This window comes from Amycolatopsis sp. NPDC043887, assembly GCF_056435665.1.
This window is the reverse complement of record NZ_JBWKEB010000010.1, coordinates 188,124-212,811: the sequence shown is the minus strand read 5'-3', so window position 1 is coordinate 212,811 and position 24,688 is coordinate 188,124. Positions and strand designations below refer to the sequence as shown.

The 24,688-nt window shown below is 69.0% G+C and carries 23 protein-coding genes and 1 tRNA gene; 20 read left to right on the top strand and 4 right to left on the bottom strand.

Annotated features, from left to right (window positions below; translation table 11 throughout):
• Positions 1 to 24: 24 nt before the first annotated feature.
• From AC069H_RS26715 to AC069H_RS26690, 6 genes are all read left to right on the top strand, one after another.
• A complete protein-coding gene (locus AC069H_RS26715; protein WP_478224398.1) occupies positions 25 to 816 on the top strand; it encodes an ESX secretion-associated protein EspG in 792 nt (263 codons plus the stop codon).
• Positions 809 to 1,582, top strand: a complete 774-nt coding sequence (locus AC069H_RS26710; RefSeq protein ID WP_478234187.1) for an ESX secretion-associated protein EspG — start codon at positions 809 to 811, stop codon at positions 1,580 to 1,582. The genes AC069H_RS26715 and AC069H_RS26710 overlap by 8 nt, the downstream gene beginning before the upstream one ends.
• A gap of 28 nt (positions 1,583 to 1,610) precedes the next feature.
• On the top strand, positions 1,611 to 2,831 hold the full coding sequence (locus AC069H_RS26705) for a hypothetical protein (protein WP_478234186.1): 1,221 nt from the start codon (positions 1,611 to 1,613) through the stop codon (positions 2,829 to 2,831).
• A 13-nt stretch (positions 2,832 to 2,844) separates the two neighbouring features.
• Positions 2,845 to 3,459, top strand: a complete 615-nt coding sequence (locus tag AC069H_RS26700) for a hypothetical protein (protein ID WP_478224401.1) — start codon at positions 2,845 to 2,847, stop codon at positions 3,457 to 3,459.
• 146 nt (positions 3,460 to 3,605) lie between these two features.
• Positions 3,606 to 5,663, top strand: coding sequence for a bifunctional MFS transporter/dTMP kinase (locus AC069H_RS26695; RefSeq protein WP_478234185.1), 2,058 nt, complete (start codon positions 3,606 to 3,608; stop codon positions 5,661 to 5,663).
• Positions 5,660 to 6,868, top strand: a complete 1,209-nt coding sequence (locus AC069H_RS26690; RefSeq protein ID WP_478234184.1) for a DNA polymerase III subunit delta' — start codon at positions 5,660 to 5,662, stop codon at positions 6,866 to 6,868. Before AC069H_RS26695 ends, AC069H_RS26690 begins: the two co-directional genes overlap by 4 nt.
• 460 nt (positions 6,869 to 7,328) lie before the next feature.
• Here the strand turns inward: AC069H_RS26690 and AC069H_RS26685 are convergent, their stop codons facing one another.
• Positions 7,329 to 9,026: a hypothetical protein gene (locus AC069H_RS26685; RefSeq protein WP_478234183.1), complete on the bottom strand. Its 1,698-nt coding sequence runs from the start codon at positions 9,024 to 9,026 to the stop codon at positions 7,329 to 7,331.
• Between the two features lie 140 nt (positions 9,027 to 9,166).
• On the opposite strand from AC069H_RS26685, the gene AC069H_RS26680 reads away from it, so the two are divergent.
• A tRNA-Thr gene (locus AC069H_RS26680) sits at positions 9,167 to 9,240 on the top strand.
• Positions 9,241 to 9,322: 82 nt separating this feature from the next.
• Here the strand turns inward: AC069H_RS26680 and AC069H_RS26675 are convergent.
• The gene (locus AC069H_RS26675; RefSeq protein WP_478224405.1) at positions 9,323 to 9,961 is read right to left on the bottom strand and encodes a TetR/AcrR family transcriptional regulator; all 639 of its coding nucleotides are present in this window, start codon (positions 9,959 to 9,961) and stop codon (positions 9,323 to 9,325) included.
• A 44-nt stretch (positions 9,962 to 10,005) separates the two neighbouring features.
• On the opposite strand from AC069H_RS26675, the gene AC069H_RS26670 reads away from it, so the two are divergent.
• The 6 genes from AC069H_RS26670 to AC069H_RS26645 all read left to right on the top strand — a co-directional run bounded on the left by AC069H_RS26670 (position 10,006) and on the right by AC069H_RS26645 (position 16,244).
• Entirely contained in the window at positions 10,006 to 10,932 is a 927-nt protein-coding gene (locus AC069H_RS26670) for an alpha/beta hydrolase (RefSeq protein WP_478234182.1), read from the top strand.
• Positions 10,929 to 11,744, top strand: a complete 816-nt coding sequence (locus AC069H_RS26665) for an SDR family NAD(P)-dependent oxidoreductase (protein ID WP_478234181.1) — start codon at positions 10,929 to 10,931, stop codon at positions 11,742 to 11,744. Before AC069H_RS26670 ends, AC069H_RS26665 begins: the two co-directional genes overlap by 4 nt.
• Entirely contained in the window at positions 11,744 to 12,673 is a 930-nt protein-coding gene (locus tag AC069H_RS26660; protein ID WP_478224408.1) for a ferritin-like domain-containing protein, read from the top strand. The genes AC069H_RS26665 and AC069H_RS26660 overlap by 1 nt, the downstream gene beginning before the upstream one ends.
• The gene (locus AC069H_RS26655) at positions 12,670 to 13,155 is read left to right on the top strand and encodes an NAD(P)/FAD-dependent oxidoreductase (protein ID WP_478224409.1); all 486 of its coding nucleotides are present in this window, start codon (positions 12,670 to 12,672) and stop codon (positions 13,153 to 13,155) included. The genes AC069H_RS26660 and AC069H_RS26655 overlap by 4 nt, the downstream gene beginning before the upstream one ends.
• Positions 13,152 to 14,639 carry a flavin-containing monooxygenase gene (locus AC069H_RS26650; protein WP_478234180.1) on the top strand — a complete coding sequence of 496 codons (1,488 nt, stop codon included), beginning with the start codon at positions 13,152 to 13,154 and terminating at the stop codon, positions 14,637 to 14,639. The genes AC069H_RS26655 and AC069H_RS26650 overlap by 4 nt, the downstream gene beginning before the upstream one ends.
• Before the next feature lie 72 nt (positions 14,640 to 14,711).
• A complete protein-coding gene (locus AC069H_RS26645; protein WP_478234179.1) occupies positions 14,712 to 16,244 on the top strand; it encodes a PstS family phosphate ABC transporter substrate-binding protein in 1,533 nt (510 codons plus the stop codon).
• A gap of 78 nt (positions 16,245 to 16,322) precedes the next feature.
• On the opposite strand, the gene AC069H_RS26640 is transcribed toward AC069H_RS26645, so the two are convergent.
• Complete coding sequence (locus AC069H_RS26640) at positions 16,323 to 16,787, bottom strand: GreA/GreB family elongation factor (RefSeq protein ID WP_034310019.1); 465 nt, start codon at positions 16,785 to 16,787, stop codon at positions 16,323 to 16,325.
• 123 nt (positions 16,788 to 16,910) lie between these two features.
• Here AC069H_RS26640 and AC069H_RS26635 point away from each other — a divergent pair, with 123 nt between their 5' ends.
• The 6 genes from AC069H_RS26635 to AC069H_RS26610 all read left to right on the top strand — a co-directional run bounded on the left by AC069H_RS26635 (position 16,911) and on the right by AC069H_RS26610 (position 21,762).
• On the top strand, positions 16,911 to 17,498 hold the full coding sequence (locus AC069H_RS26635) for a TetR/AcrR family transcriptional regulator (RefSeq protein WP_034310021.1): 588 nt from the start codon (positions 16,911 to 16,913) through the stop codon (positions 17,496 to 17,498).
• 116 nt (positions 17,499 to 17,614) lie between these two features.
• Complete coding sequence (locus AC069H_RS26630) at positions 17,615 to 18,841, top strand: M14 family metallopeptidase (RefSeq protein WP_478234281.1); 1,227 nt, start codon at positions 17,615 to 17,617, stop codon at positions 18,839 to 18,841.
• Positions 18,842 to 18,978: 137 nt separating this feature from the next.
• Positions 18,979 to 19,500, top strand: coding sequence for a gamma carbonic anhydrase family protein (locus AC069H_RS26625; protein ID WP_478224412.1), 522 nt, complete (start codon positions 18,979 to 18,981; stop codon positions 19,498 to 19,500).
• Positions 19,501 to 19,534: 34 nt separating this feature from the next.
• The gene (locus tag AC069H_RS26620) at positions 19,535 to 19,966 is read left to right on the top strand and encodes an uL11 family ribosomal protein (protein WP_478224413.1); all 432 of its coding nucleotides are present in this window, start codon (positions 19,535 to 19,537) and stop codon (positions 19,964 to 19,966) included.
• Positions 19,963 to 20,382 carry a CGNR zinc finger domain-containing protein gene (locus tag AC069H_RS26615; protein WP_478234178.1) on the top strand — a complete coding sequence of 140 codons (420 nt, stop codon included), beginning with the start codon at positions 19,963 to 19,965 and terminating at the stop codon, positions 20,380 to 20,382. Before AC069H_RS26620 ends, AC069H_RS26615 begins: the two co-directional genes overlap by 4 nt.
• 111 nt (positions 20,383 to 20,493) lie before the next feature.
• Complete coding sequence (locus tag AC069H_RS26610) at positions 20,494 to 21,762, top strand: serine hydroxymethyltransferase (RefSeq protein WP_478234177.1); 1,269 nt, start codon at positions 20,494 to 20,496, stop codon at positions 21,760 to 21,762.
• Between the two features lie 66 nt (positions 21,763 to 21,828).
• Here AC069H_RS26610 and AC069H_RS26605 read toward each other — a convergent pair whose 3' ends face one another.
• On the bottom strand, positions 21,829 to 22,347 hold the full coding sequence (locus tag AC069H_RS26605; protein ID WP_016337787.1) for an inorganic diphosphatase: 519 nt from the start codon (positions 22,345 to 22,347) through the stop codon (positions 21,829 to 21,831).
• A gap of 167 nt (positions 22,348 to 22,514) precedes the next feature.
• Here AC069H_RS26605 and dacB point away from each other — a divergent pair, with 167 nt between their 5' ends.
• Positions 22,515 to 24,521: a D-alanyl-D-alanine carboxypeptidase/D-alanyl-D-alanine endopeptidase gene (dacB, locus tag AC069H_RS26600; protein WP_478234176.1), complete on the top strand. Its 2,007-nt coding sequence runs from the start codon at positions 22,515 to 22,517 to the stop codon at positions 24,519 to 24,521.
• Positions 24,522 to 24,688: the final 167 nt, after the last annotated feature.

Sequence of the window (24,688 nt, the reverse complement as noted above, 5' to 3'; positions counted from 1 at the left end):
GTTCTAAAAATTGTCGGTACCAGGGTGTTCAATGGTCAGGTGAGCACTTCAACGACCGCTGTCTTCGACGTCATCGACGAGGTCATCGCCCCGCTGGCCGCCGAGGTTCCGGAGCGTCCCTCGGTGATGGAGTTCTACGATCCGGAGCTCGCCGTGCCGCCGGTCCTCGCCGGCGAGGAGCCGACTCCGGGGCTCACCCTTGCCGAGGAGGTGGAGCAGTACACCCGGTTCGTGAGCGGGATGGCGACCATCGGGCTGGCCCCCGGCGGTGAGGTCACGCCCGAGGCCGTCGGGCTGTATCGCGCGCTGCGCGGCGGGTTCATCCGTGGCGTGGTGACCGGGGTGTTCCCGTCGCGCGCGGAGCCGTGGGAGGTCCGGTTCTTCGGCGACGAGGCCTACACCACGGTGCTGAACAAGCTCGGCAGGCGAGCGCGGCTGCGGTCCGGTTTCCTCAGCGCGCTGCCGGGCTGGGTGTTCGACGGGCTGCCCGACCATCCGCCCGGCACCGGCGAGACCGTGCGCATCGAGACGGACGCGGGCGGGCTGATCCCGGTGCGGGCGCGGGAAGCCGTCGAGGTGATCCGTGAGGGTGCTTCGCGGCCGCGGCACGGCACGGTCCTCGTAGATCTCGCGGTGCGGAACGCCATCCTCGCCGAGTACCCGCACGGCGCGTTCGGCCTGGTGGACAACGACCTCGGCCGGTACCAGTTCAGCGCGGCGATGGACGGCGACGGCCGCTGGACGCTCACCTGGGGCCCGGCCAGCCGGTCGACGGCCGAGCAATGGATCGTGAAGGCGGTGCAGAACCATGCGTGAACCGGCGACCGTGAAGGAACTGATGAGGCGCGCCGCCGAGCCGGTGCTGCGCGCCGTGCCCGAGCGGCGGAGCGTGTACCTGGGCTACGACCCCGAGATCACCGACGACGAGATCCGCCGTCTGTGCCCGTCGTACGACGAGCCGGCGGATCTCGTCACCCAGGCCGAGCGGTACGCGGCCAAGGCGGCGATGCTCGAAGTGGCAGGCCTGATGGAGAACGGCGAAATCCATCCCGCGGCGGTCCGGATGCACGGGGTGATGCTGCGGGGTTCGGTGCGAGGCGTCCTCACCGGCGTCTTCGCGTCCGCGCCCCGCTCGGTGCGCGTCGATTGCTACGGCGACGGGCATCAGGCGGTCGTCTGGCGGATGAGGACGGGGCGGCGGACCACGTTCAGCCTGAGCGATTTCGGCGAGCTGGGCGCCCGCGTCTTCGGCGGGCTCCCGCACGTCCCCGCCGGTGAGACCGAGCCGATGCGCATCAGGATCGACGGGCACGGCGTGCCGCTGCCCGGCCAGGACGAAGGGGTCGGCCTGGTCGCGGACACGCTGAGCCGTCCGCGGACCGGCACGGCGATCCTCGATCTGGTCGCCTTCGGCGGACTGAACGCCGAGTACCCGGACTATGGCTTCGTGATCGTCGACAACGATCTGGGGAGGTTCGTGTTGTATGCCGCCCCTTCCGAAGGGTGGCTGATGTTCGGTGGAATGGACCGCCGGGCACTGGCGGGCTGGCTGCACGAGGCGGTGGATTTGAGCCGGACGTAGCCGCCTTGAGCGAGGACGAGGGGGAGGCATGGACCTGGACCGGCGCGCGGCCGACGCGTGGTTCCGGCGGCGAGGGCTGCCGATGGTCATCCACCGGCGGAGGCGCGGGGCGGGGATGTTGCGCCGGTCCACACCAGGGCTGGTGTTCCTGTGCCTGCTCGACCTGCTGCTGGCCGGGCTGCTGAAGCTGCTCGACGTCCCCGAGGACGTGCTCGCGGCCAGGATGCGCGACAGCGGTGTCGGCTACGTCCTCGGCGTGCTGGCGCTGACGTTCGCCGTGGTCGTGGTCCCGGTGATCGCCGGTCGCCTGATGGCGAAGCTGCTCCGCGTGCTGAGTCGCACCAGGGTCCGGTTGGCCGTCATGGCGGCGACGATCGGCTTCTGGCTGTTCGTGCTGCCGCTCGGCGAGCGGCTCACCGGTCTGGTGGCGTGGGACAACCCCTTCTGGATCGCGGTGCTCGCCAACCTCGCCGCGCTGGGCGTGCTGATGCTGCTGGTCCGGATCGGCGTCGGTTCGATCCTGACCTGGGCGGCGCGGAGCGCGGTCGCCCAGGTCAGAGCCATCGGCTCGCTGGCGTCACGGGCGTTGCCGCTGCTCCTGCTGGTGGTGATGTTCAGCTTCTTCACCGCCGAACTGTGGCAGGCCGTGGAACGGCTGACCCCCGGCCGGTTGTGGCTGGTGGCAGGCTTCCTCGTCCTGATCGGCGCGGTGTTCCTGGCGTCGATGCTCTCCGACGAGATCAAGGAGCTGAAGTCCTGGACCGTGGAACCCGGGGCGACCGTCCTGCGCGGCACGCCGTTCGACGACGACACGCCTCCACCGGACCGGCGCGCGCTGACGAAGATCGAGCGCCTGAACATCGCCTTGGTGCTGTTCTTCGCCCAAGCGGTGCAGATCGTGGCGTTCGGGGTGCTGGTGTTCGCCTTCTTCGTCGTGTTCGGGGTGCTGATCCTCAGCCCGGAGGTCGTGACCGAGTTCGCCGGCCGCGAATCGGCGCCCGGAACACTGCTGGGTGTCCCCCTTCCGGTGAGTTCCGCGCTCGTCAACGTCTCCGTTTTCCTCGCCGTCTTCTCCGGTCTGTACTTCGCCGCATCGACCGCGACAGATGCCCGGTACCGGCGTTCCTTCTTCGAACCTTTGCTGGAGGATGTGAAGATCAGTCTCGCGGCGCGTGACATTTATCTGGCCCATTGGGCGGATGTGCGGCGGGCCGAGGTGGTTACCCTGGAAGCAGAGGACATTCCGTAGTGAGGTGGTCACCATGAGCGGGAAGGGCGAAACCCCCTTCTTCGATGCCCCCGACTTCGTGAAAGGCGACGGCACTCAGGCAGATCCTCCGGGCGACACGTTCGCCGACCCGCTGTCCGGGCTGGTCACGACCGGCGCGACGGCCCCGGCGTCCCCCTCGGCGGGAGCCGACGACGTCCGCGTGCAGGTGCCGGGACCGGTACAGCACGACCCCGAAGTCGTCAGCAGGATGGTCAACGCGGCCATGCTCGCGGACGAGCGGCCCGCCGAAGACCCGGGCCCCGAGCAGACCGCCGCGCAGTCGCCCGCCAAGATCGTCAGCACGGTCGGTGAGCAAGGCGCTGCGCCGATCGGGATCCTGCCCCAGCAGCGCACCTGGCCGTCGAGGCCTTCCCAGCTGATCCGCCAGCCCCGGCGCGTGAAGCAGGAAGAGCCGGTCGAGGTCGACGAAGAGGCCGAAGTCGAAGTACGGCGGGCAAAACGCTCCATGCAGATGCCGCGGCTCGGTAAACCGTCGTCGAACATGGCAGGCGTCATGATCGCGATCACCCTCATGATCGTCTTCGCGGTCCTCGCCATCCAGCTGCTGTCCAGCCTGTTCAACAGCATCGCGGGGATCTTCGGGTAACCCGTCCGGCGGATAGCGCCGGACGGGGCCGTCCGTCCATACCTCACCCATCGGGATACCCTGGCCGTACGGTCGGGGTACCCGGTGTTGACCCGGGTCGCACCTCGGCGCCGCGTGACTAGTGGGGTGGGCGTATCAGCGAGGGCGTGCAGTCGGTGCCCGAAGCGGGCACGGGTGATTCGGCGGGGCGTGACGCTTCCACCATGCACCGCGTGCGGCGGGTGCTGGCGATCAAGCCGTTCCGCCGGATCTGGGGTGTCTCCTACCTGTGCAGCGTCGCGGACTGGCTGAACCTCCTGACGTTGACCGGTCTGGTCACCAAACTGACCGACAACTACGCCGCGCAGAACTTCGCGTTCGTCGGGGTCGTGCTGACCTCGCTGCTGCCGGGGCTGCTGTTCGCCCCGCTCGGCGGGCTGCTCGCCGACCGGTTCGACCGGCGCAAGGTGATGGTGCTCTGCGACCTCGGCCGGTGTGGGTTCCTGCTGTCTATCGCGTTCGTCGGCACACCGTGGTGGGTGTTCGTCGGCAACTTCCTGGTCGGCTGCTGCTCGATGATGTGGATCCCGTCGAAGGACGCGGCGGTGCCGAACCTGCTGCGCCGTCCGGACCAGGTCGAGACGGCCAACCAGCTCGGCATGGTGATGACCTACGGCCTCGCGGTGATCACCGCGGCCGGGGCGAACGCCGTGCTCACCGGTAGCAACACGACGTTCCACTTCTTCCAGGGCGACGCCCAGCTCGGCATCGCCAAGGTCGCCGTCGTCATCACCGGCCTGCTGTACCTGACCAGCGCGATCGTGATCGCGACCCGGATCCCCGAGCTGTCGCTGCGCAACGTCCACGCGGTCGAGAAGCCCAAGGTCAAGGCCGCCGACGAGGAGAAGTTCGGCTTCCGGCAGATGATCGCCGACGGCGCCCGGTTCGTGCGGACGACGCCGCTGGTCCGCGGGCTGATGATCGGTGCTTTCGGCGCGTTCGCCGCCGGTGGCGCGGTGATCGGTTCCGCCAAGCCGTACTCGTCCAGCCTGCTCGCCGGTGACGCGGCGTTCAACCTGCTCGTCCTCGCCGTCTTCCTCGGGCTCGCCACCGGGATGGCGGTGGCCCCGAAGCTCGCGCGGCGGCTCGCGCACGACCGGCTGTTCGGGATCTCGATCGTCGCCGCGGGCCTGTGCCTCGTCGTGGTGGCGCTGTCGCCGCATCTCGCCGTTTCGCTGGTCGCGGTCGCCGCGGTCGGTGTCTGGGCGGGGACGGCGTTCCTGACCGGTGTCACGATCATCGGTTCGCGGATCGAGGACTCCATCCGCGGCCGGATCAACGCGATCTACCAGTCGCTGATGAAGATCGTGCTGTTCGGCTCGACGGTGCTGGTGCCGGTGCTGATCAGCGCGGTCCGGACGACCGAGGTGGAGCTGTGGGGCGGCACGATCACGATCGACGGCACGCGGCCGGTGATGATCGGCGGCGGCATCCTCGCGCTGCTCGCCGGCATCTTCGCGTACCGGCAGATGGACGACCGGCGGGCCGAGCCGATCCTCGCCGACCTCCGCAACGCCCTGCGCCGTAGCCCGCGTCGGGTGAACGGGCTGCTGATCGCGCTCGAAGGCACGCGGGCGATCAACACCGAGACGCAGGCCGCGCGGCTGGCCGAATGGCTGCGCGCGGGTACGCGTCCGGTCGTGCTGGCGGCCGACCCGGCGCTGGACGATCAGCGGCTCGCGAAACTTGTCTCAGGTGCTTCGCTGTCCGGTGCGCGGGCGCAGGCGCTGGCCGCCGCCGCGGTGCGGGCGGACATCGTCGAACGGGACATCCAGCCGGCGCTCGACGCCGGGTCCGTCGTGGTGATGGAACGGTTCGTGGACTCGCCGCTGGCGCATCTGTCCGCGGTGGCCGGCCTGGACAGCCAGGAACTCGAAGGGCTCGCCGACTGGGCGACCGGCAGGCTGCGGCCCGACATCACCATCCTGCTCGACGCCGATCCCGGCACCGTGATGCGGAAGTCCGCATCACTGGACGCGCAGTGGCGGGTGCAGCATCTGCTCACGGAAATGGCCGCCGCCGACCCGGACCGGTACGTCGTGGTCGACGCGGAAGGCACCGAGGACGAGGTGAGCGACCGGGTGCGGACGGCGATCCGCGCGGTGCTCGTCGGCAGGCTCGCCGGGCTCGCTCCGGTGGAAGAGGAAAAGGTCGAGGTGAGATGACGGAAGCCCCTGCGCTGATCGGTGTCTGGAAGCAGCTCGTCGGCCAGGAGCCCGCCGCGCGCACGCTTTCCACGGCGTCGGCCGCGGCCGCGCGGATCGTCGACAACCAACCTGTCGCGCCCGGCGCGATGACGCATGCCTGGCTGGTCACCGGTCCGCCGGGCTCGGGGCGCTCGACGGCCGCGCGGGTCTTCGCGGCGGCGTTGCAGTGCGGCACCGGCACCGGATGCGGCGAATGCCCTGGCTGCCGCACCGTGCTGGCCGGGACGCACGCGGACGTCAAGCTCGTCGTGCCCGAAGGCCTTTCGATCTCCGTCGCGGAAATGCGTTCGCTGGTGCAGGCCGCCGCCCGCCGCCCGACCACCGGGAAGTGGCAGGTGGTGATCATCGAGGACTCCGACAGGCTGACCGAAGGCGCGTCGAACGCGTTGCTGAAGGCCGTCGAGGAGCCGCCGGACCGCACGGTGTTCCTGCTGTGCGCGCCGTCGGATCACCCGGACGACGTGTCGGTGACGATCCGCTCGCGGTGCCGTCTGGTCACGCTGCGGACGCCGCCGCCGGAGGCGATCGCGCAGGTGCTCATGGAGCGCGACGGCATCGATCCCGAACGCGCGCGGTGGGCCGCGTCCGTCTCGAGTGGACATGTCGGCCGCGCGCGGCGGCTCGCGACCGACGAGGCTGCCCGGCAGCGGCGGGCGACCGTGCTGCGGATCCCGCTCGGCCTGCGCCGTCCGTCCGATGTGTTCACTTGCGCCGATCAGCTGATCAGTGCCGCGGAGGCCGACGCGGGCGAGGAGAGCAAGGTCCGCGACGAGGCCGAGCGTTCCGAACTCCGCACCGCGATGGGCGGCGATGGCACCGGAAAGGGTGTCGCCGGGGCGAAACGAGCCGCCGAAGCCGCCGTGAAGCAGCTCGAGAAGCGCCAGAAGTCCCGCGCGACCCGAACCCAGCGGGACACTCTCGACCTCGCGCTGGTGGACCTGGCCGCGTTCTACCGGGACGTGCTCGTGACCGCGAGCGGCGCGGGCGCCACGCTGAACCACCCCGACCACGCCTCGGAAATCGCGCAGGCCGCCTCCGCCTGGGCGCCGGACTCGATCCTGCGGCGGCTCGAAGCCGTCCTGGAATGCCGCGAGGCCATCGACCTGAACGTGAAGCCGAGGATCGCCGTCGAAGCCATGGTCACCACCCTGCGCCAAGGCTGACCCGCTCGGCTCGCCACACCCCAGCCCCCGCCCGTCCCAGGGGGGCGACCCCGAGTCCAGTCTACCGGGGGTGGAGGGGGAAAAGGGCTGGTCGCGGGAGTTGTCCACAGGTGGGGATGGTTGTGGACAAGTGCTGTGGGTAAGTGAAGTCGCTTCGGGTTCGCGGGGCGGTGGCGGTGATTGCCCCCAATGTCGCATTTGAGACGCTCAGTGTCCCTGATGCGACATTGGGGACATCAGGCGAGGCAATCGGGAGAGGGGTGTGTGGAAATAGGGACACTCAACGTCTCTATTCCCACACACCCGCACCGAACTGCCCCGGTGACGTGTGTCATCCGCCGCGCCGAAATCCAAAGCACGGGGCCTTCACCGCATCAAAGCGGCGAAGGCCCCACGTACGAACGGACCTCTCACGCCGGGGCTAGGCGTGAAAGGCCGTTCATCACCCTCCTCGCCCCGTCTAGTCCTCCGAGTCCAGCGAGCGCGGCCGCGGCGAAGGCTTGAACCCCCGCGACCCAGGCGAGTTCTTCGCGATGGGAACCACCGCGAGCCGACGCCGTCCCGGCATGGCGGCCACGAGAACGACACCGATCAGCAGCATCGCCGTACCCGTCCAGAACATCGGCACCGTGTCATAGGCCGCGTTGGTGTAGGCCAGGTTCTTGACCGGTCCCTTCGGCGCCGCGCCACCGTTGTTGCCCGCGGGCGGCGGAGTAGCCGTGCCGCACTCGACACCACCGGCCGGCGCGTACGCGCGGGCGATCTGCTCGCCGAGCGAGACCTGGGCCAGCGACGACGGGAGGTTCTTCGCGGCCTCCGGCGGCAGCGCCTTCTGCAACGCGGTCGTCGGCAGGATCTGCAGGTCCAGCAGCCGCGCCGAGGCGCCCATCTGGAAGCCCTTGAACGGCGAGGTCATGTCGCTCGACTTCTGGTTCAGCCCGGCGATCGACAGCTTCAGCACCCCGAGGTCGAGGGTGAGCCCGTTCCCGGCCTCGCCGCCGGGAAGGTGCTTGGTGGCACCGTCCATCATCTCGGCGAGCCCACCGACGACCGGCACGTTCTTCAGCTGCTCGAAGCCGGGGACCTGCTTGAGCGACGGCAGCGGGATCCCGATCGGGATGTCCTTGGTCGGGTTGTTCGCGTCGAGGGTGAACAGCACCTTGTCGCCGCGGACGATCTGCAGCACCGGCGCGGTGTACTCGACCTTCGACGTCTTCTTGTCGCCGGTCGAGGTGACCCGCAGCGTCGGCTGGCTGGCGACCTTGATCGTCAGGCCGAGCGGCGTGCCCTTCAGCAGCTCGATATTGGCCGCCTGCAGCGTCGACGTCGATTCGACGGCCTTGTTCTTCGAGCCGGGGATGTCGACCAGCCGCACGACCGAACGCGACGACAGCGTGTTCGGCAGGCTCAGCACGGCGCCCTTGCCGTCGGCGTTGGTGCTGGTTCCCGAAAGCAGGCCGCCCAGGTTCGCCAAAGGACCCAGGGCCGCAAGACCGGCCTTGAGCTGGTCCGAAGCCTGCGTCAGCTGGTCGGCGCCCGGGATGTTCGGGATGGTCGGCAGCAGCGCGAGGTTCGCGATCGACGTGCTCGAGTCGGCGATCGTGCCGACGCACGGTCCGAGCGTCGGGCTCCAGCGCGCGTGCGCCTCACCGTTGAGCAGGCCCAGGTTGAACAGCGGGTTCTTCGGCGCGTTGAGGCCGCCGCTGATCGGCTTCGGGTTGTCCGGCAGTGCCGTCTGCACGAGGCTGCCCGGCGTCTGCGGCGCGTTGCCCGCCGCGGACAGGCCGAACGGCGACGACTGCGCGATCGCCTTTTCGTAGCTCAGGTAGGCCTCGGAGTTGGCCTGCGCGCTGGAAAGCCCCATCCCGGCCTCGAGCGCGGACTGCTTCGGCAGCATCTCGCCGGCTCCGGGGAGGATGGCGCTCGTCGGTACCGCGTTCGGCAGCAACCGCAGGACGCCGAGCGCCGCCCCCGCGTCACCGACCGCCTTGCCCAGCGGCTGCGGCCCGATCGGCGCCGACATCGGCGGCTGTCCCGGGTTCGCCGGATCGGGGATCGGCGTGGTCGGGATCGTCTGGGCGGTCGCCGGGGCCGCGGTCAGCAGAAGCAGGGCCGCGGCGGCCGGAAGCGCCAGCACACGGGGCAGTCGTTGCCGCATGAACAGGTCCTCCAGTGGGGATGGGCCGATCTTGGGGGACTGAGACCGGCGTCATAGGACCTTAACGACGGTGGCCCTGGAAGGTGACGTTCAAGCCTCCGCTACACTTGTCCCCGTCATCGGGTGCGAGCCCGATGCCCGCCGCCTTAGCTCAGTCGGCCAGAGCGATTCACTCGTAATGAATAGGTCAGGGGTTCGATTCCCCTAGGCGGCTCCGCAGGTCAGGGCCCCATTCGGATACTCCGGATGGGGCCCTGAGCCGTTTCCGGGGCCGACGGCGCTGGCCGCCCCGAAATTCACCCGTTGGTGTCACCCTTGAGGAACATCCGCGACAGCGAAGTGCCCACTCCGGTGAGGTGGCCGACGAGCGCGTCCGCGTCCGCGTCGAGCAGGCCGGAGCGCCACGCGAGCATGATCTCGACGAAGCCGCCGATGCCCAGCAGGACGTTGACCCGGAACTCCAGCCCGTCCACGTCCGGCTTCAGATGCGGCCGGGCGAGTTCGATCAGCAGGCCGGTGGTCTCCTGGACGGTCTGCCGCCGCAGTTGCTCCAGCACCGCGCTGCCCGCGTGGTCGCCGAACAGGATCTGTGCGCGGGCAGGCTCTTCCTGCACGTGGTGCACGACGACGTCGACAGCGGCACGCAGCTGCTCCAGCGCGGGTTGCTCGATGTGGGCGGCGACGGCGTCGAGGACCATCCGCAGGGTCTCGTCGCGGACCTGTTCCCAAGCGGTGGCGAGCAATGCGTCGCGGTTCGCGAAGCTCTCGTAGAAGTACCGGTCGGTCAGGTTCGCCCGCGCGCACACGCCGCGCATGGTGACCGCCGCCCAGCCTTGTTCCTGCCAGATGTCGAGGGCGGCGCCGAGGAGGGCGAGCCGTCGTTCGGAGCGGCGTTCGTCGGCGGTCTTGCCGCTGTAGCGGCGGGACGCGGTCACCCTTCCATCTTGACAGCAGGTGCCCTCAGATTCATTCTGAGGGCATGCGACCGCAGAATGGCCTGCGAACCGGTTTGGCCGCCGCGCTGACGTCCGCTTTCGTGCGGCCGATCGCCAACGCGATCCCGGCCAACCGGGTGGGCGTCGCCTTCTCCCGCGCCTTCATCGCGAGCAGCCTGTGGCTGGCCTCGCCGCCGTTGAAGGGGAGCCGCGTCGAGCCGGGCATCCGCGGCGAGTGGGTCCGCGCGCCCGAGGTGACCGAAGGCAACGCCGTGGTCCTCTACATCCACGGCAGCGGTTACGCGCTCTGCTCGCCGCGCACCCATCGCGGGCTGACCACACGGGTCTCCGCCGGCACCGGGCTGCCGGTCTTCGCCTGCGAATACCGCCTCGCGCCCGGACATCGTTTCCCGAGCGCCGCCGACGACGTCCGCGCGGCCTACGGCCGGCTTCTCGACCAGGGATACCGGCGGATCCTTGTCGCGGGTGACTCCGCGGGCGGGCATCTCGCGGTCGACCTCGCCGCGCAGCTGATCCGGGAACGAAAAGACCCGCCTGCCGCGTTGGCACTCTTCTCGCCGCTGTTCGACGTGACGTTTTCGTTGGCCGCCCAAAGAGAACGCATGAGCCCGGACCCGATGATCTCGGCCGCCGCGGCCGCGCGGCTGGTCGGTCTGTACACAGTGGACGCGGACCTCGCTTCGGCGCGGCTCCGGTTCGCCTTCGACGACATCAAGGGTTTCCCGCCGACGATCATCCAGGCGGGCGGGCTCGAAATGCTCGCCGCGGACGCCATCGAGCTGGCCAGGGCCCTGCGCCGCGCGGGAGCGGACTGCGAACTCGAAGTGGTCCCCGGCCAGATGCACGTCTTCCAGGCGTTGACCCGCTTCATTCCCGAAGCGGCACCGGCGATGGAGCGGGCTTGCCGCTTCCTCGCCGGAAACCTACCGGCGATCGTGAGGGCGGCATGACGAAGCGGACCCACGGAGCACACGCCGTCGTCACGGGCGCGGGCAGCGGGATCGGGAGGGCGATCGCGGCCGAGCTCGTCCGGCGCGGCAGCCGGGTCGTCTGCGCGGACATCGACCTCGAAGCCGCCGAGGAAACCGCGAAAACACTCGAGAACGCGGTCGCCATCGCCTGTGATGTGTCCGATGTGGACGAAGTCGCGGACTTGGCGAACCAGGCACGCTCCTGGTTCGGCCGCGAGCCGGACCTCGTCGTCAACAACGCCGGGATCGGCGCGGGCGGCAAGCTCGTCGGGGAGAGCCCGCTGTCCGATTGGCGACGCACCCTTGGCGTGAACCTCTGGGGCGTGATCCACGGCTGCCACACCTTCGTCCCCGCCATGCGCGCGGCGAAGGCGGGCGGCGTCATCAACGTCGCGTCGGCCGCCGGTTTCACCGCCGCACCGAGGATGGCCGCGTACAACGTGAGCAAGGCCGGGGTCGTCAGCCTTTCCGAAACGCTGGCGGCCGAGCTGTCCGGCACCGGCGTCTCGGTCACCGTGCTGTGCCCGACCTTCGTGCGCACCAACATCTTCGGCGGCGAACTCATCGACGCCGAGGCTCGCGGGCTCGCCAAGCGGGTCTCCGACGTGGTCGGGTTCTCGCCGGAGCGCGTCGCGAAGATGACGCTCGACGCCCACGATCGCGGACGCCTGTACGTGGTGCCGCAACCCGACGCTCAGCTTCTCTGGCACGCCAAGCGGTTCGTGCCCGTCCCGTACACGCGGATCGCCGGTCTGCTCGGCCGGTTCCTGCCCGCCGAAAAGGAGAAGTGATGGCCTACGACTTCGACGCGATGCTCCAGACCATCAAGGACAAGCAATGGTCGCTGGCCGACATCGACTGGGACGCGCCCGGCGCCGAGACGATGACCGACGAACTGCGCGCCAAGATGCGGCCGTTCATGGCCGATCTCGTGTGGATCGAACACGTCGGCGCCCGCGGGTTCGCCTCGCTGGCCAAGAAGGCGCCGACCCCGGTGATCCAGGAGATCTACCGCTACTTCCACGCGGAGGAACAGAAGCACGCCAACGCGGAACTGGCGTTGATGAAACGCTGGGGCATGCTCGACGAGCACGGTTCGATGCCCGAGCCGAACATCAACGTCAAGCTCGCCATCAAGGTCCTCGACGACTACGGCGACACGCTGCCGCTGACGGCGCTCGCCACGCTCATCCCGCTGCTGGAATGCGCGCTGGACGGCGCACTGGTCAAGTTCCTGCTGGAAGAGGTCTCCGATCCGGTTTGCCACCAGGTGTTCCGGCATATCAACTCCGATGAGGCCCGGCATATCACGGCCGATTTCGAGGTGCTGGAACTGATCGGAGCCGGCTCCACGACCAAGCTCCTCACCGAATCCGTCGGCTCGCTCAAACCCCAGATCGTCCTCGGCCTGATCGTGGTGTTCGTCCCGCTGATCAACAAGATGCGGGACAACATCGTCGCGATGGGCCTGCCGGAGAAGAAGCTGTACAACGCCGTGAAGCGGTTCTCCACGATCGGCGGCCGCGGCGAGTTCACCAAACGCATTCCGGCGTACCACGTGCTCAAGGCGCAGGCGGCGATGATCGTCGACCGCTCGCACGTCTACCACCGGCTGCTCGCCGACCCGATGGTGAAGGTGACCCGGCTGATCCCCGCGCGGCTGCTGGGAAAGCCGCAGTCGTGGACCGAGGAGATCACCCACGAACCGGTCGCGTCGTGAGCCTCGGCGAATTCCGGGGCGAGGTGCTGCGTGGCACCGAGTGGTTCGGGCACGACTTCTCCGGGCAGCGGGTGGCCGTGGTCGCGCCCGGCCGCGAGGCGGCGCAGATCGTGCCCGAAGTGGCGGCCACCGCGCGTTCGGTGAAGGTGTTCCAGGAAGAACCCGACTGGGTGGTGCCGATGCCGGTCCCCGGACCGAACGTCCTCGGCATCACCGTCGCCCGGATTTTCCTGCGCTGGCAGGTCAAAGACCCCTGGATCCGCAGGCTCCTGACGCCCGACCGGCGCTTCGGCTCGCGGCGGACGGCGCCGGGTCTCGGCTACTACGGGGCGCTGCGGCGGCCCGGGTGCAAGCTCATCACCTGGCCGGTCTACGCCTTCGCACCCGACGGGATCCGCACGGCCGAAGGTATCGAGCATCAGGCGGACGTCGTCGTGCTCGGCGCCAGTTCGCTCTTCGCCAAGGAAGGACTTCCCGCATGACGCCGGACCACGAGATCGCGATCATCGGCGGAGGCTTCTCCGGTATCGGTGCCGCGATCCTGCTTCACAAGGCGGGTTTCGAGGACTTCCTGATGCTGGAAGAGGGCGACGGCGTCGGCGGTGCCTGGCACTGGAACACCTATCCGGGTGTCGCCGTCGACATCCCGTCGTTCAGCTACCAGTTCTCGTTCGAGCAGATCTCCGGCTGGTCGCGGGTCTACGCGCCGGGCCGCGAGCTGAAGGCGTACGCCGACTACTGCGTCGACAAGTACGACATCCGCCGCCGCACGCGCCTCGGCAGCAAGGTCGTCTCCGCGACCTTCGACGACGAAACGCACTTGTGGCGCCTCGAAACCGCCGAGGGCTGGTCGATGACGGCACGGTTCGTGGTCGGTGCCACCGGCGTGCTCACCCAGCCGAAACCGCCGGACATCGACGGGCTCGATGGTTTCCGCGGCGAGGTCATGCACACCGCGCGCTGGGACCACGGCGTCGATCTGCGCGGGAAACGTGTCGCCGTCGTCGGCACCGGGGCTTCGGCCGTGCAGGTCATCCCGTCCATCGCGCCGGAGGCGGGTCACCTGACGGTGTTCCAGCGCACGCCGATCTGGTGCCTGCCCAAACCCGACGCCGTCCTGCCGCGGCCGGCGCGGCTCGCGCTGCGGCGGCTGCCGGGCGCGAAACTGGTGTCCCGGCTGGCCAGCCAGGCACTCGTCGAGGTGACCTTCCCGCTGGCCGCGCATTTCCACAATCTCCTGCCGACCGCGGGCGCGGGGGAGCGGATCGGGCGCGCGCATCTGCGCCGCGCGGTGAAGGACCCCGTGACCCGCGAGAAGCTCACGCCGCGTTATGCCTTGGGCTGCAAACGGCCGAGCTTCTCCAACGAGTACCTCCAGACGTTCGACCGGGACAACGTCACGCTGGAGACCACGGGTATCGACGCGATCACCGGATCCGGGGTGCGCACCGCCGACGGCACCGAGCACCCGGTCGACGTCCTGGTGCTGGCGACCGGGTTCAAGGTGTTCGAGAAGGGCAACATGCCCGCTTTCACCGTGCGCGGTTCCGGCGGCGCCGATCTGGAGAAGTTCTGGGCGGAGAACCGGTTCCAGGCCTATCAGGGCGTCAGCGTCCCCGGCTTCCCGAACTTCTTCACCATTCTCGGACCATACGGCTACAACGGTTCCTCGTACTTCAACCTGATCGAGACGCAGACCGCGCACATCATCCGCTGCCTCCGCAATGCCCGGAAGACCGGCGCGACCCGCGTCGAGGTCACGCACGAGGCCAACGACCGGTACTTCCGGAGCATGCTGGACCGCCGCAAGCACCAGATCTTCTTCCAGGACAGCTGTTCACTGGCCAACAGCTACTACTTCGACGCGAACGGGGATGTGCCCTTCCGTGCCTCGCCGACCTTGGAAACGATGGTGACGAGCCGGTTCTTCGACCTCGACGACTACGCCTTCGCGGACGGCCGGTGAACACTGGCTGAAGTACGCCGTCCCGCGCCGGGATGAGCCATAGGTTCGACACCCCGAACCTGGAGGCTGGTCTTGGAAGGCTTTCCCTGGGACGTCCTGCTCGCGGTGGTCGGGATCGCCGTCCCGGCCGTCGCGTTCCTGTGGGAGTTCGTGCTCGTCGGCCGCAAACGGCTCGGCTACCGCGTGCAGATGGACACCCCGACGGCGTCCGGGCGCGGGTTCGCGCCGACGGCCGACGCGCTGGCGCAGCTCCAGCACGAGAACGGCGAACGGCTCGTCGACCCGTCGTTCGTGCTGCTGCGCATCGAGAACAACGGCACCACCGACATCGACACCGACGACTACGCGGTCAACGAGAACGACCGCGTCGGCATCCGCGTGAAATTCCCCGGCCGCACCGTGGCCGGGATGGTGGTGACCGAACTCAGTTCGCCGCATCTGCACGAGTGTTTCGGTGACGACTCCGGTTTCGGCGCGCGCGACGAGAATCCCGAGCAACCCGCCGGGGTGATCGACCTGCCGAGGGTGCCGCTGAACCGCGGCGCGCACTACAAGATCCTCGCCGTGCTCGACCGCGTCCCCAACGGCTCGCCCGACGCCTTCGACGATCCTCAGGTCGTCGGCGAGATCAAGGGCGGCAGCCTCCGGGAGACCAAGAGCCGCACCGGGCCGACGGGCTCGGTGATGGCGCTGGTCCTGTTCCTCGTGGTGATCAGCATCTTCCAGCTGACCCGTTCGCTGTTCTTCGACGAGAAGCCGCCGCCGCTGGACTGCGCGTCCGGGAAGCTCACGATCACCGGGTCGACGGCCTTCGCGCCGGTGCTGAAGGAAGCGACGGCTTCGTACACGAAGACGTGCCCGGGCGCGTCGTTCGTCTTCGACAGCCGGGGGAGCGCCGAAGGGCTGGGCAGCCTGAACCAGGCGGCGAACGACGGCACGCTGGCGTTTTCCGACGGTGCCAAGGGCGAGGGCTATCCGCAGCTGCTTCCGCGTCCGGTCGCGTTCTCGCTGTTCACGCTTGTGGTCAACAAGGAAGCCGGGGTCCAGGACCTTTCGCTCGCGCAGATCCGCGACGTCTACGACGGCAAGATCGCGAACTGGCGGGAGATCGGCGGCAAGGACCAGCCGGTCCGGCTCGTCGACAGGCATTCCGACTCCGGCACGCGGCGGACGTTCGAGGCCCAGATCCTGGCGGGCAAGCGGGAACCCGGCGACAACTCCGACGACTGCCTCAAACCGGCGCCGGGCGCCCAGCCGGGAGTGGTGCGGTGCGCGAAGCCGTCCACGAACGACGTCCTCGACGCGGTTTCGCGGGTGCCGGGCGCGCTGGGCTACAGCGAACTGGGCGCGGCCACGAAACGCGAGGACGTGCTGACGGTGCGGATCGACGGCCACCAGGCGACCCTGGAGGGCGCGATCCACGCGGCGTACCCGTTCTGGGAGACCGAGTACGCGTACACGTTCGGAGAGCCGAAGGCCGATTCGCTGGTCGCGAGCTTCCTGCGGTACCTGACGAATCAGGTCGGCAAGGACATCGTCCGGTCGCACGGGCACCGGCCGTGCGCGGAACTGGCGAACCCGGTGCTGTGCCGTCCGGGTGCGTGAAGGCGATGGGCCGGGTTGGTCGTGAGTGGCGATTCGGGTTAGAACCCGAATCGCCACTCACGACCCCCTGGACCGAGGTCAGGCGGGCGGCTTCAGCGTGACGACGGTGGCACTGGTCTCGCCACGCGGCGTCCGGTACGTGATCTCGTCGCCCTCCTTGGCGCCGACGAGCGCCAGGCCGAGCGGGCTGTCCGACGTGACCGTGGAGGCGTCGGCGTCCTCGCCGGGGATCGTGACGATGTGGAGCTCGTCTTCGTCGCCGTCGGCGAACCTGAGGGTGACGGTGGTGCCGTCGGGCAGCAGACCCTTGCTGTTCCGGCCACCGTGCTCCAGTTTCGCCGCGACGTCGGCGATGCGCCGGTCGAGGTAGGCGGCGGCCTCCGCGCGGTCCAGCACCTCCGCCTGATCGGCCGCGTCGCCGGTTCGTTCCTGCTCACCGACGAGCGGCGCCATCGCGTCGCGCTGCGCACGCAGATCGGCGAGTTCCTTCTCCAGCTGCCGTCGCGCGGCCGGGCTGAACCCGTTGTCCCCTGAGGTCACCATGCCGCGCATTGTCCGCTACGGATCGGCGGCTAGCCACCTAGATTTTTCACCCGCTGTGATCGGCCGGGACGGTTGCCCTAAGCTTCAGGGCTCCTGTCCTGACTACTTGGTGTAAGGAACTTCGTGACCGCCGTTCCCGGCCGCAGCGCGCGGCTCTCCCCCAATCAGCTGCAGAAACAGGAGCAGATCGTCGAAGCGGCGCGTGTCGTGCTCGCCAGGGACGGGCTCGCGGGCTGCACCGTCCGCGCGATCGCGGACGCCGGGCCGCTCACGAAGAGTGCGATTCATTACTACTTCGCGGATATCGACGTCCTGATCGACCGCGCGATGGCGGCGCACATCACAACGTTCATCGCCGATTTGCGCAAAATTTCGGCGAAGCACGATCACCCGTCCGAGCGGCTCTTCGCCGCGCTGGAGGCCTTCCTCGGCGAGTTCTCCGGCCGCCCGAACGCGGCCTTCCTCTGGTTCGAATACTGGATCGCCGCGGGCCGGGCGCAGCATCCTCAGGCCATCGACGTGATGCTGACGTCGATCACCGAACTGCTCGCGGAGCTGCTCGCCCCGCTCGACGTCGAAGACCCGCGGGCACGGGCGCGGGCACTGCTGTCCTACCTGCTCGGCGCGATCGTCCAGCAGCGCGTCCGGCGGCGGCCGTTCGCCGCACTGCGTGGCGACATCGAAGCTCTCTGTTTCGCGAACTACGGGTAGAAATACGCATTAGATCCGTACCGTTACGGATTGTTCTCCTCTTCCCGCTCCGGCCATGGTGAGGTTCCCCTTCCCTGCCTGAGAGCTAGGAGACGACGATGCGCATAAGACGGTGCATGGCCGTGGCGATCGCGGCCGTCGCGGCGTTCACCATCCCGGTCGCCGCGAGCCCGGCGACCGCGGACCAGCAGGCCGAGGACGCGCAGGTGCAGATCTACGAGGTCTTCGGCACCGGGACTTCGCAGCAGCGCACCCAGATCTCCCGGCTCGGTGTCGACGTCCTCGGCTCCGCGGGCGGCACGACCACCTTCATCGGCGAGGCGTCCGACGCGGCGAAGGTCCGCGCGCTCGGTTTCAAGGTCGAGCAGCGCGGTGTCGTCGACCGCTCGGAGAAGGTCGGCACGAACGCGATCAACGACTTCCCGCCGTACGACTCCGGCTACCACAACTACGCCGAGGTCACGACGGAACTGCGCAACGCGCAGGCCAATTTCGGTTCGATCGCGCGCCTGAGCAGCGTCGGCAACTCGTACCAGGGCCGCGCGCTGAACATGATGAAGATCAGTGACAACGTCGGGACCGACGAGAACGAGCCCGAAGTCCTCTTCACCTGCAACCAGCACGCGCGTGAACACCTGACCACCGAGATGTGCCTGCGGATCGTGAACCGGTTCACCCAGGGCTACGCCTCCGACCCGGCGATCAAACGGTTCGTCGACAGCGTCGAGATCTACGTGATCCCGAACGTCAACCCGGACGGCTCGGAGTACGACATCTCCGGCGGCAGTTACAAGTACTGGCGCAAGAACCGGCAGGGCAACGGCACCGACCCCAACCGCAACTGGGCCTACAACTGGGGCTGCTGCGGCGGTTCGTCGGGCTCGACGACCAGTGAGACCTACCGCGGCCCCTCGGCGTTCTCCGCGCCCGAGACCCGCGCGGTGTCCAACTTCGTGAACTCGCGCAAGATCGGCGGCGTCCAGCAGATCAAGGCGAGCATCGACTTCCACACCTATTCGGAGCTCGTGCTGTGGCCGTTCGGCTTCACCTACAACGACACCGCCCCCGGCATGACCGCCGCGGAAGCGCAGCGGTTCCAGACGGTGGGCCGTCAGCTGGCGGCGACCAACGGCTACACGCCGCAGCAGTCGAGCGACCTGTACATCACGGACGGGACGATCGACGACTGGATGTGGGGCACCCACAAGATCCTGAGCTTCACCTTCGAGATGTACCCGCGGGGATCGAACCCCGGTTTCTACCCGCCCGACGAGGTGATCGTCCGCGAAACCACCCGTAACGACAAGGCCGTGGACCTCCTCCTCAACACCGCCATCGGCTGAGCGACGTTCCGTGAAGGCCTCCTTCCCTACTCCATCCATGCCCCCGCCGCCGCCCTCAACGGACGCGCTGCGCGCGCAGCCTGGATTCGAGGTAGGGAAGGAGGCCTTCACGGACTTTCGCGCATAGGGTGCGGGGCATGCCGATGTTCGAATTCGAGGGGCACCGTCCCCAGGTGGATCCCGAAGCGTGGATCGCCCCCACCGCCACCCTGATCGGCGACGTCGTCGTCGAGAAGGGCGCCTCCGTCTGGTACGGCGCCGTGCTGCGCGCCGACTTCGGGAGGATCCTCATCCGCGAGGGCGCCAACATCCAGGACAACTCGGTCATCCACGTCAACGGCGGCGTGACCGAGGTCGGCAGGAACGTCACCGTCGGGCACCAGTGCCTCGTGCACGACTGCACGATCGGCGAGCAGGCGTTGATCGGGAACGGCTCGACGGTGCTCGACAAGGCCCAGATCGGCGCGAAGGCGCTGGTCGCGGCCGGTGCCACGGTGACGCCCGGAATGGTCATCCCGCCGGAGACGGTCGCCATGGGCAGCCCGGCGAAGAAGCACGTCCCGCTCGACGGCACCGCTCGCGGCTGGGTCGAGCACAACGCGGCGATCTACCAGGAGCTGGCGCGCCGTCACGCGGAAAGCGTCAAGCCGATCGATTGACTCTCCAGTAACTGGAGACCATAGCTTCGGGTGCATGGCACCGAAGTCGAAGAAGAAAACGCACCAGGCGACGCTCGAGTTGACCGCCGGCAACGCGCCGGTGGTCGACCTCGGGAAGACGCTCGGGCAGACCGGCGTGAACCTCGTCGAGGTCAAGAAGGCCTACGACGCGGCGACCGCCACGCAGCGCGGCGACATCGTCCCGGTGGTCGTGTCGGTGTTCGAGGACCGCTCCTTCGAGCTCCGGCTGAAGACCCCGCCGACGTCGTTCCTCATCAAGAAAGCCTTGGGTGGCAAGGGAGCCGGCCGGCCGGGGCATGAGGTCGCCGGGAAGCTGAGCCAGGAACAGTTGCGCGGCATCGCGGAGCGGAAACTGCCGGACCTCAACACCGGCGACCTCGGCGCGGCCATGCGCACGGTCGCGGGCACGGCCCGCTCGATGGGTGTCGCGATCGAAGAACCGTGACGCGCAAGCACGTGATCGTCCCGCCTTTCCGCGACCTCGACCCGGCTCTCGAAGTCGCGGAAAGGCTGCTGGCGCAAGGGAATCCGTGGCTCGCCGGAGTCGTCTCGGCGCTGCCCGACGAGCACGCCGCCGCCGACCGGCTCAACCGGGTCCTCGCCGGGAACGGTGCCGCGCCCCGGCTGGTCGAGGCCGGGAACGGCTGGCGCATGGTGCAGGTGGCGTCGTGGCCGGGCTGCGGGGACCTGGTCACGGGCGCCTCCGGGCTGGCGGAACTCGTCGTGTTCGGCGGCTGGCGGCGGATCAAACGCTGCGCCGTCTGCGCACAGACGTTCTGTGATCGCACGGCCGGATGCAGCCGCCGATGGTGCGCCGCGCATCGTCCGCACGCCGAGCCGGGCACGAGCGGAGTGCTCTAGTCTGGTCCGCACCAGCGACTGGCGCCATTTGAGGTGGAGCACCACCGGGAAGCGACGACAAGGCCGGTACCGCGCGCCTGGGTCCGGCCGTCTCTGGCAGGAGTACGTCCGATGACACACCAGCCCGAACTTTCCGCGCTCGCCGCCGCCGACCCGCAGATCGCGGGGCTCGTGGAGGACGAGGCGAAACGCCAGCACGACAAGATCCGACTGATCGCGTCCGAGAACTACGTCTCCCAGGCCGTACTGGAGGCGACGGGCACCGTCCTCACCAACAAGTACTCCGAGGGCTACGCCGGCAAGCGGTACTACGAGGGCCAGCAGCTCATCGACCAGGTCGAGAACCTCGCCATCGAGCGCGCGAAGGCGGTCTTCGGTGTCGACCACGCGAACGTGCAGCCATACTCCGGTTCCCCGGCGAACCTCGCGGTGTACCTCGCGTTCGCGCAGCCGGGTGACACCGTGCTCGGCATGGCGCTGCCGGACGGCGGCCACCTCACGCACGGCTGGAGCGTGTCCGCGACCGGCAAGTGGTTCACCCCGGTCCGCTACGGCGTCCGCAAGGAGACCGGTCGCGTCGACCTCGACCAGGTCCGCGAACTCGCGCTGAAGCACCGGCCGAAGCTGATCTTCGCGGGCGGCACCGCGATCCCGCGCACCATCGACTTCCCGGCGTTCGCGGAGATCGCCCGCGAGGTCGACGCCGTCCTGGTCGCCGACATCGCGCATATCGCCGGGCTGGTCGCCGGCGGCGCGCACCCATCTCCCGTCGGGCACGCGCAGGTCATCACCACGACCACGCACAAGACGCTGCGTGGTCCGCGCGGCGCGATGATCCTTTCCGACGCCGACCACGCGAAGGCCGTCGACAAGGCGGTCTTCCCCGGGCTGCAGGGCGGCCCGCACAACCACACGACCGCCGCGATCGCCGTCGCGCTGGGCGAGGCGCGGAAGCCGGAGTTCTCCGAATACGCGCACACGATCGTCGCCAACGCGCGGGCGCTGGCGGAGGCGCTGGTGGAGCGCGGCTACGACCTCGTGTCCGGTGGCACCGACAACCACCTGCTGCTGATCGACCTGACGAACAAGAACGTGCCGGGCAAGCCCGCCGCGCAGGCGCTGGACCGGGCCGGTATCGAACTGAACTACAACACCGTGCCGTTCGACCCGCGCAAGCCGTTCGACCCGTCCGGCATCCGGCTCGGCACCTCCGCGATCACCACCCGCGGGCTCAAGCCGGAGCACCAGACGCGGGTCGCGGAGTGGATCGACCGCACGATCACCGCGGCGGCGGGCGAGGAACAGTCCGCCTTGGACACCATCGCCGCCGAGATCCGCGAGTTCCTGGCGCCGTTCCCGATCCCGGGCTACTCGGCTTAAGCAGGTAGAGCGCGAAGGGGCCCTTCACCGCACGTGATGCGGTGAAGGGCCCCTTCGGCACTGCGACTAGTGAGCCGCCGGACCGTCGATGGCCTCCTTGGCCAGCCGGTCGGTCTCACGGTCGAGCGAACGCTTGATCTCGGCCTCGGCCTCGGAGCGCCCGACCCAGGTCGAACCCTCGACGCTCTTGCCCGGCTCCAGGTCCTTGTACACCTCGAAGAAGTGCTGGATCTCGAGCTTGTGGAATTCGTTCAGGTGGTGGATGTCGCGCAGGTGCTCCAGCCGCGGGTCGTTCGTCGGCACCGCGAGGACCTTGTCGTCCGGGCCCTTCTCGTCGGTCATCCGGAACATGCCGATCGCGCGGCAGCGGATCAGGCAGCCGGGGAAGGTCGGCTCCTGGACGAGCACCAGCACGTCGAGCGGGTCGCCGTCCTGGCCGAGGGTGTCGTCGATGAACCCGTAGTCGGCGGGGTACTGGGTGGCGGTGAACAGCGTCCGGTCGAGTTTGATCCGACCGGTCTTGTGGTCCACCTCGTACTTGTTGCGCTCCCCCTTGGGGATTTCGATAGTGACGTCGAATTCCACGCCGGCCTCGCTGCTCTCGTCTTTGGTACGCCCCGCCGTCGCGGACGGCTCACCGAAATCATCGTCTTGTCTTCACTAGTGTGGACCACGGGGGCTCGGGCGGTCGCATCGATGTGGTCGTATGTGAGCTTGGCCCCTTCCCCGGACGGTGGATGAAGGAGCGTTGAGTGCCGGAAAACGATGCCCCGAGGTGGCCGTCGGACGACAAGGACACCTCATCCGCCGAGCCCAAGAGCACCAAGGGGGAGGGCGAGGCCACCATCTGGCTGCCCATGACGGGGATGGCGAACGGCAAGACCGAAGAGCTGTCAGTGCCGAAGGTCACACCCGAAAGTGGCTCCTGGTTCGAGCCGGTCGTCGAGGTGGAGGAGGAACCGGATGTTCCGGAGACCCCGACGCCGAAGTGGTCCGCCTTCGAACCGGTGACGCCGGTCGAGCCTGAACAGCGCGAAGAGCCGAAGACGCTTTTCGTCCAGCCCGTCCAGCCGCGGCAGACCGACGAGCCGGACTGGGACCAGTTCGACAGGGTCGCCGAATCCCCGAGACCCGAGCCGAGGCAGGAGCCTCCGCGTCAGGAGCCGCCCCGCCGTCCCGAGCAGAGCCGGGTCGAGCCGCCGCCTCCCGCGCAGGTCCCGTCCGCGACCATGCACGCGCGCCCGGTCCGCATCGAGCCCGCCGAAGAGCGCGTCGGCTCCGAAGCGACCGTCGGGATCCAGCGGCCCGAGCCGCCGTCCCAGGAACCCCCTGCAACCGAGGCCGCGCCCGCGCCGAAGCCGAAGCGCAAGCGCAAAGCCCTGCTGATCACGACCCTGGTCGTCGTCCTGCTGCTCGCCGGGATGGGTGGCGCCGCCGCGATGCCGAAGGTGTCGAACCGCCTCGGCCTGCCCTGGGCGCCGAACGCGCCGAAGGGCGAGATCCCCAAACCCGCGGGTATCACCCGGGTCCTGCACGGGCCGGACATCAACGGCGCCGGGCCGACGAAGGAAGGTCTCGCGGCCGCGCTGGCGGGCCCCGCCGGTTCCCCGGACCTGGGCACGCTCACCGGCACCGTCGTGGACGCGGCGTCCGGCGAAGTCTTGTGGGACAAGAACTCCGGAACCCCGCTGACCCCGGCGTCGACCACGAAGATCCTCGTCGTCGCGGCCGCTCTGCTGTCGATGGACCACGGGACGCAGTTCTCGACGAAGATCGTCCAGGGCGCCGAGCCGGGCACGGTCGTCCTCGTCGCGGGCGGCGACCCGTCGCTGACCTCGCTGCCGCTGGGCACGGACTCGCCGCTGTACCCGGGCGCGGCCCATGTCGACGACCTCGTCGCCCAGGTCAAGAAGGCCGCGGGCGGCAAGATCTCCAAGGTCCAGCTGGACATCAGCCTGTTCAAGGGGCCGACGTCCGCGAAGGGCTGGGACCCGGAGGACACCGCCGCCGGGAACACCTACATGGCGCCGGTCCTCCCCGTGATGGCCGACGGCGGCCGCGCCGACCCGAAGAACGACCACGCGCCCCGCGTCGCGAACCCGGCTGCCGCGCTGACCCAGAAGATCGCGGGCAAGCTCGAAGCCCAAACCGGCGGTACGACGACGGCGCCGAAGGACGCGAAGGTGCTCGGCGAGGTCAAGTCGCAGCCGCTCGCGGAGTTCGCCAACTCGCTGATGCAGCTTTCGGACAACCTGATGGCCGATGTCCTCGCCCGCCAGCTCGCGATCTCGAAGGGCGCCGAGGCGTCGTTCACCGGCGGCGCGACCGCGACGATGGACGTGCTCAAGCAGGCCGGGTTCGACCTCACCGGTGTCCAGATCAACGACGGCAGCGGACTGTCCGACCTGAACAAGATCCCGGCCAAGGTGCTCAGCGAGATCCTCGCGGTCGCGGCGGCACCGGACGGCAAGGATCCGAGGACGGCCAAACTGCGGCCCCTGCTGGCCGGCCTCCCCGTGGCGGGTGGCAGCGGGACGCTGGAGAAGCGCTACGGCGATCCGGCGTCGGCCGCGGGCCGCGGCTGGGTGCGCGGCAAGACCGGCACGCTGTCCGGGGTGAACACCCTGGCGGGCGTGGTGCTGGACACCGACGGCCGGATGCTGGTGTTCGCGCTGATGTCGTCCGGTTCGGACCAGAACAAGGGCAGGGCGGCGCTCGACGTCGTCGCGGCGACGCTGCACAAGTGCGGCTGCAGATGATTTCGGTGAACCCGCGACCGCGATCGCGGGGCCTTCGGCGGGCGGGTTCACGTCGTAGTCGGTCACCTTCGTTCATCCGCACCTGCTCCGCCGACCGGCTGCCGGTGAGTGACCGGAATCGGAGCGTGAGGAAGTCGGGACGGAATCCGGTCTTCCAGCGGGTAGCG

Coding starts and splice junctions, on each gene's coding strand:
- AC069H_RS26710 (WP_478234187.1), top strand. CDS start 809: ATGCGTGAACCGGCGACCGTGAAGGAACTGATGAGGCGCGCCGCCGAG.
- AC069H_RS26705 (WP_478234186.1), top strand. CDS start 1,611: ATGGACCTGGACCGGCGCGCGGCCGACGCGTGGTTCCGGCGGCGAGGG.
- AC069H_RS26700 (WP_478224401.1), top strand. CDS start 2,845: ATGAGCGGGAAGGGCGAAACCCCCTTCTTCGATGCCCCCGACTTCGTG.
- AC069H_RS26690 (WP_478234184.1), top strand. CDS start 5,660: ATGACGGAAGCCCCTGCGCTGATCGGTGTCTGGAAGCAGCTCGTCGGC.
- AC069H_RS26685 (WP_478234183.1), bottom strand. CDS start 9,026: ATGCGGCAACGACTGCCCCGTGTGCTGGCGCTTCCGGCCGCCGCGGCC.
- AC069H_RS26670 (WP_478234182.1), top strand. CDS start 10,006: ATGCGACCGCAGAATGGCCTGCGAACCGGTTTGGCCGCCGCGCTGACG.
- AC069H_RS26665 (WP_478234181.1), top strand. CDS start 10,929: ATGACGAAGCGGACCCACGGAGCACACGCCGTCGTCACGGGCGCGGGC.
- AC069H_RS26660 (WP_478224408.1), top strand. CDS start 11,744: ATGGCCTACGACTTCGACGCGATGCTCCAGACCATCAAGGACAAGCAA.
- AC069H_RS26650 (WP_478234180.1), top strand. CDS start 13,152: ATGACGCCGGACCACGAGATCGCGATCATCGGCGGAGGCTTCTCCGGT.
- AC069H_RS26640 (WP_034310019.1), bottom strand. CDS start 16,787: ATGGTGACCTCAGGGGACAACGGGTTCAGCCCGGCCGCGCGACGGCAG.
- AC069H_RS26630 (WP_478234281.1), top strand. CDS start 17,615: ATGGCCGTGGCGATCGCGGCCGTCGCGGCGTTCACCATCCCGGTCGCC.
- AC069H_RS26625 (WP_478224412.1), top strand. CDS start 18,979: ATGCCGATGTTCGAATTCGAGGGGCACCGTCCCCAGGTGGATCCCGAA.
- AC069H_RS26620 (WP_478224413.1), top strand. CDS start 19,535: ATGGCACCGAAGTCGAAGAAGAAAACGCACCAGGCGACGCTCGAGTTG.
- AC069H_RS26610 (WP_478234177.1), top strand. CDS start 20,494: ATGACACACCAGCCCGAACTTTCCGCGCTCGCCGCCGCCGACCCGCAG.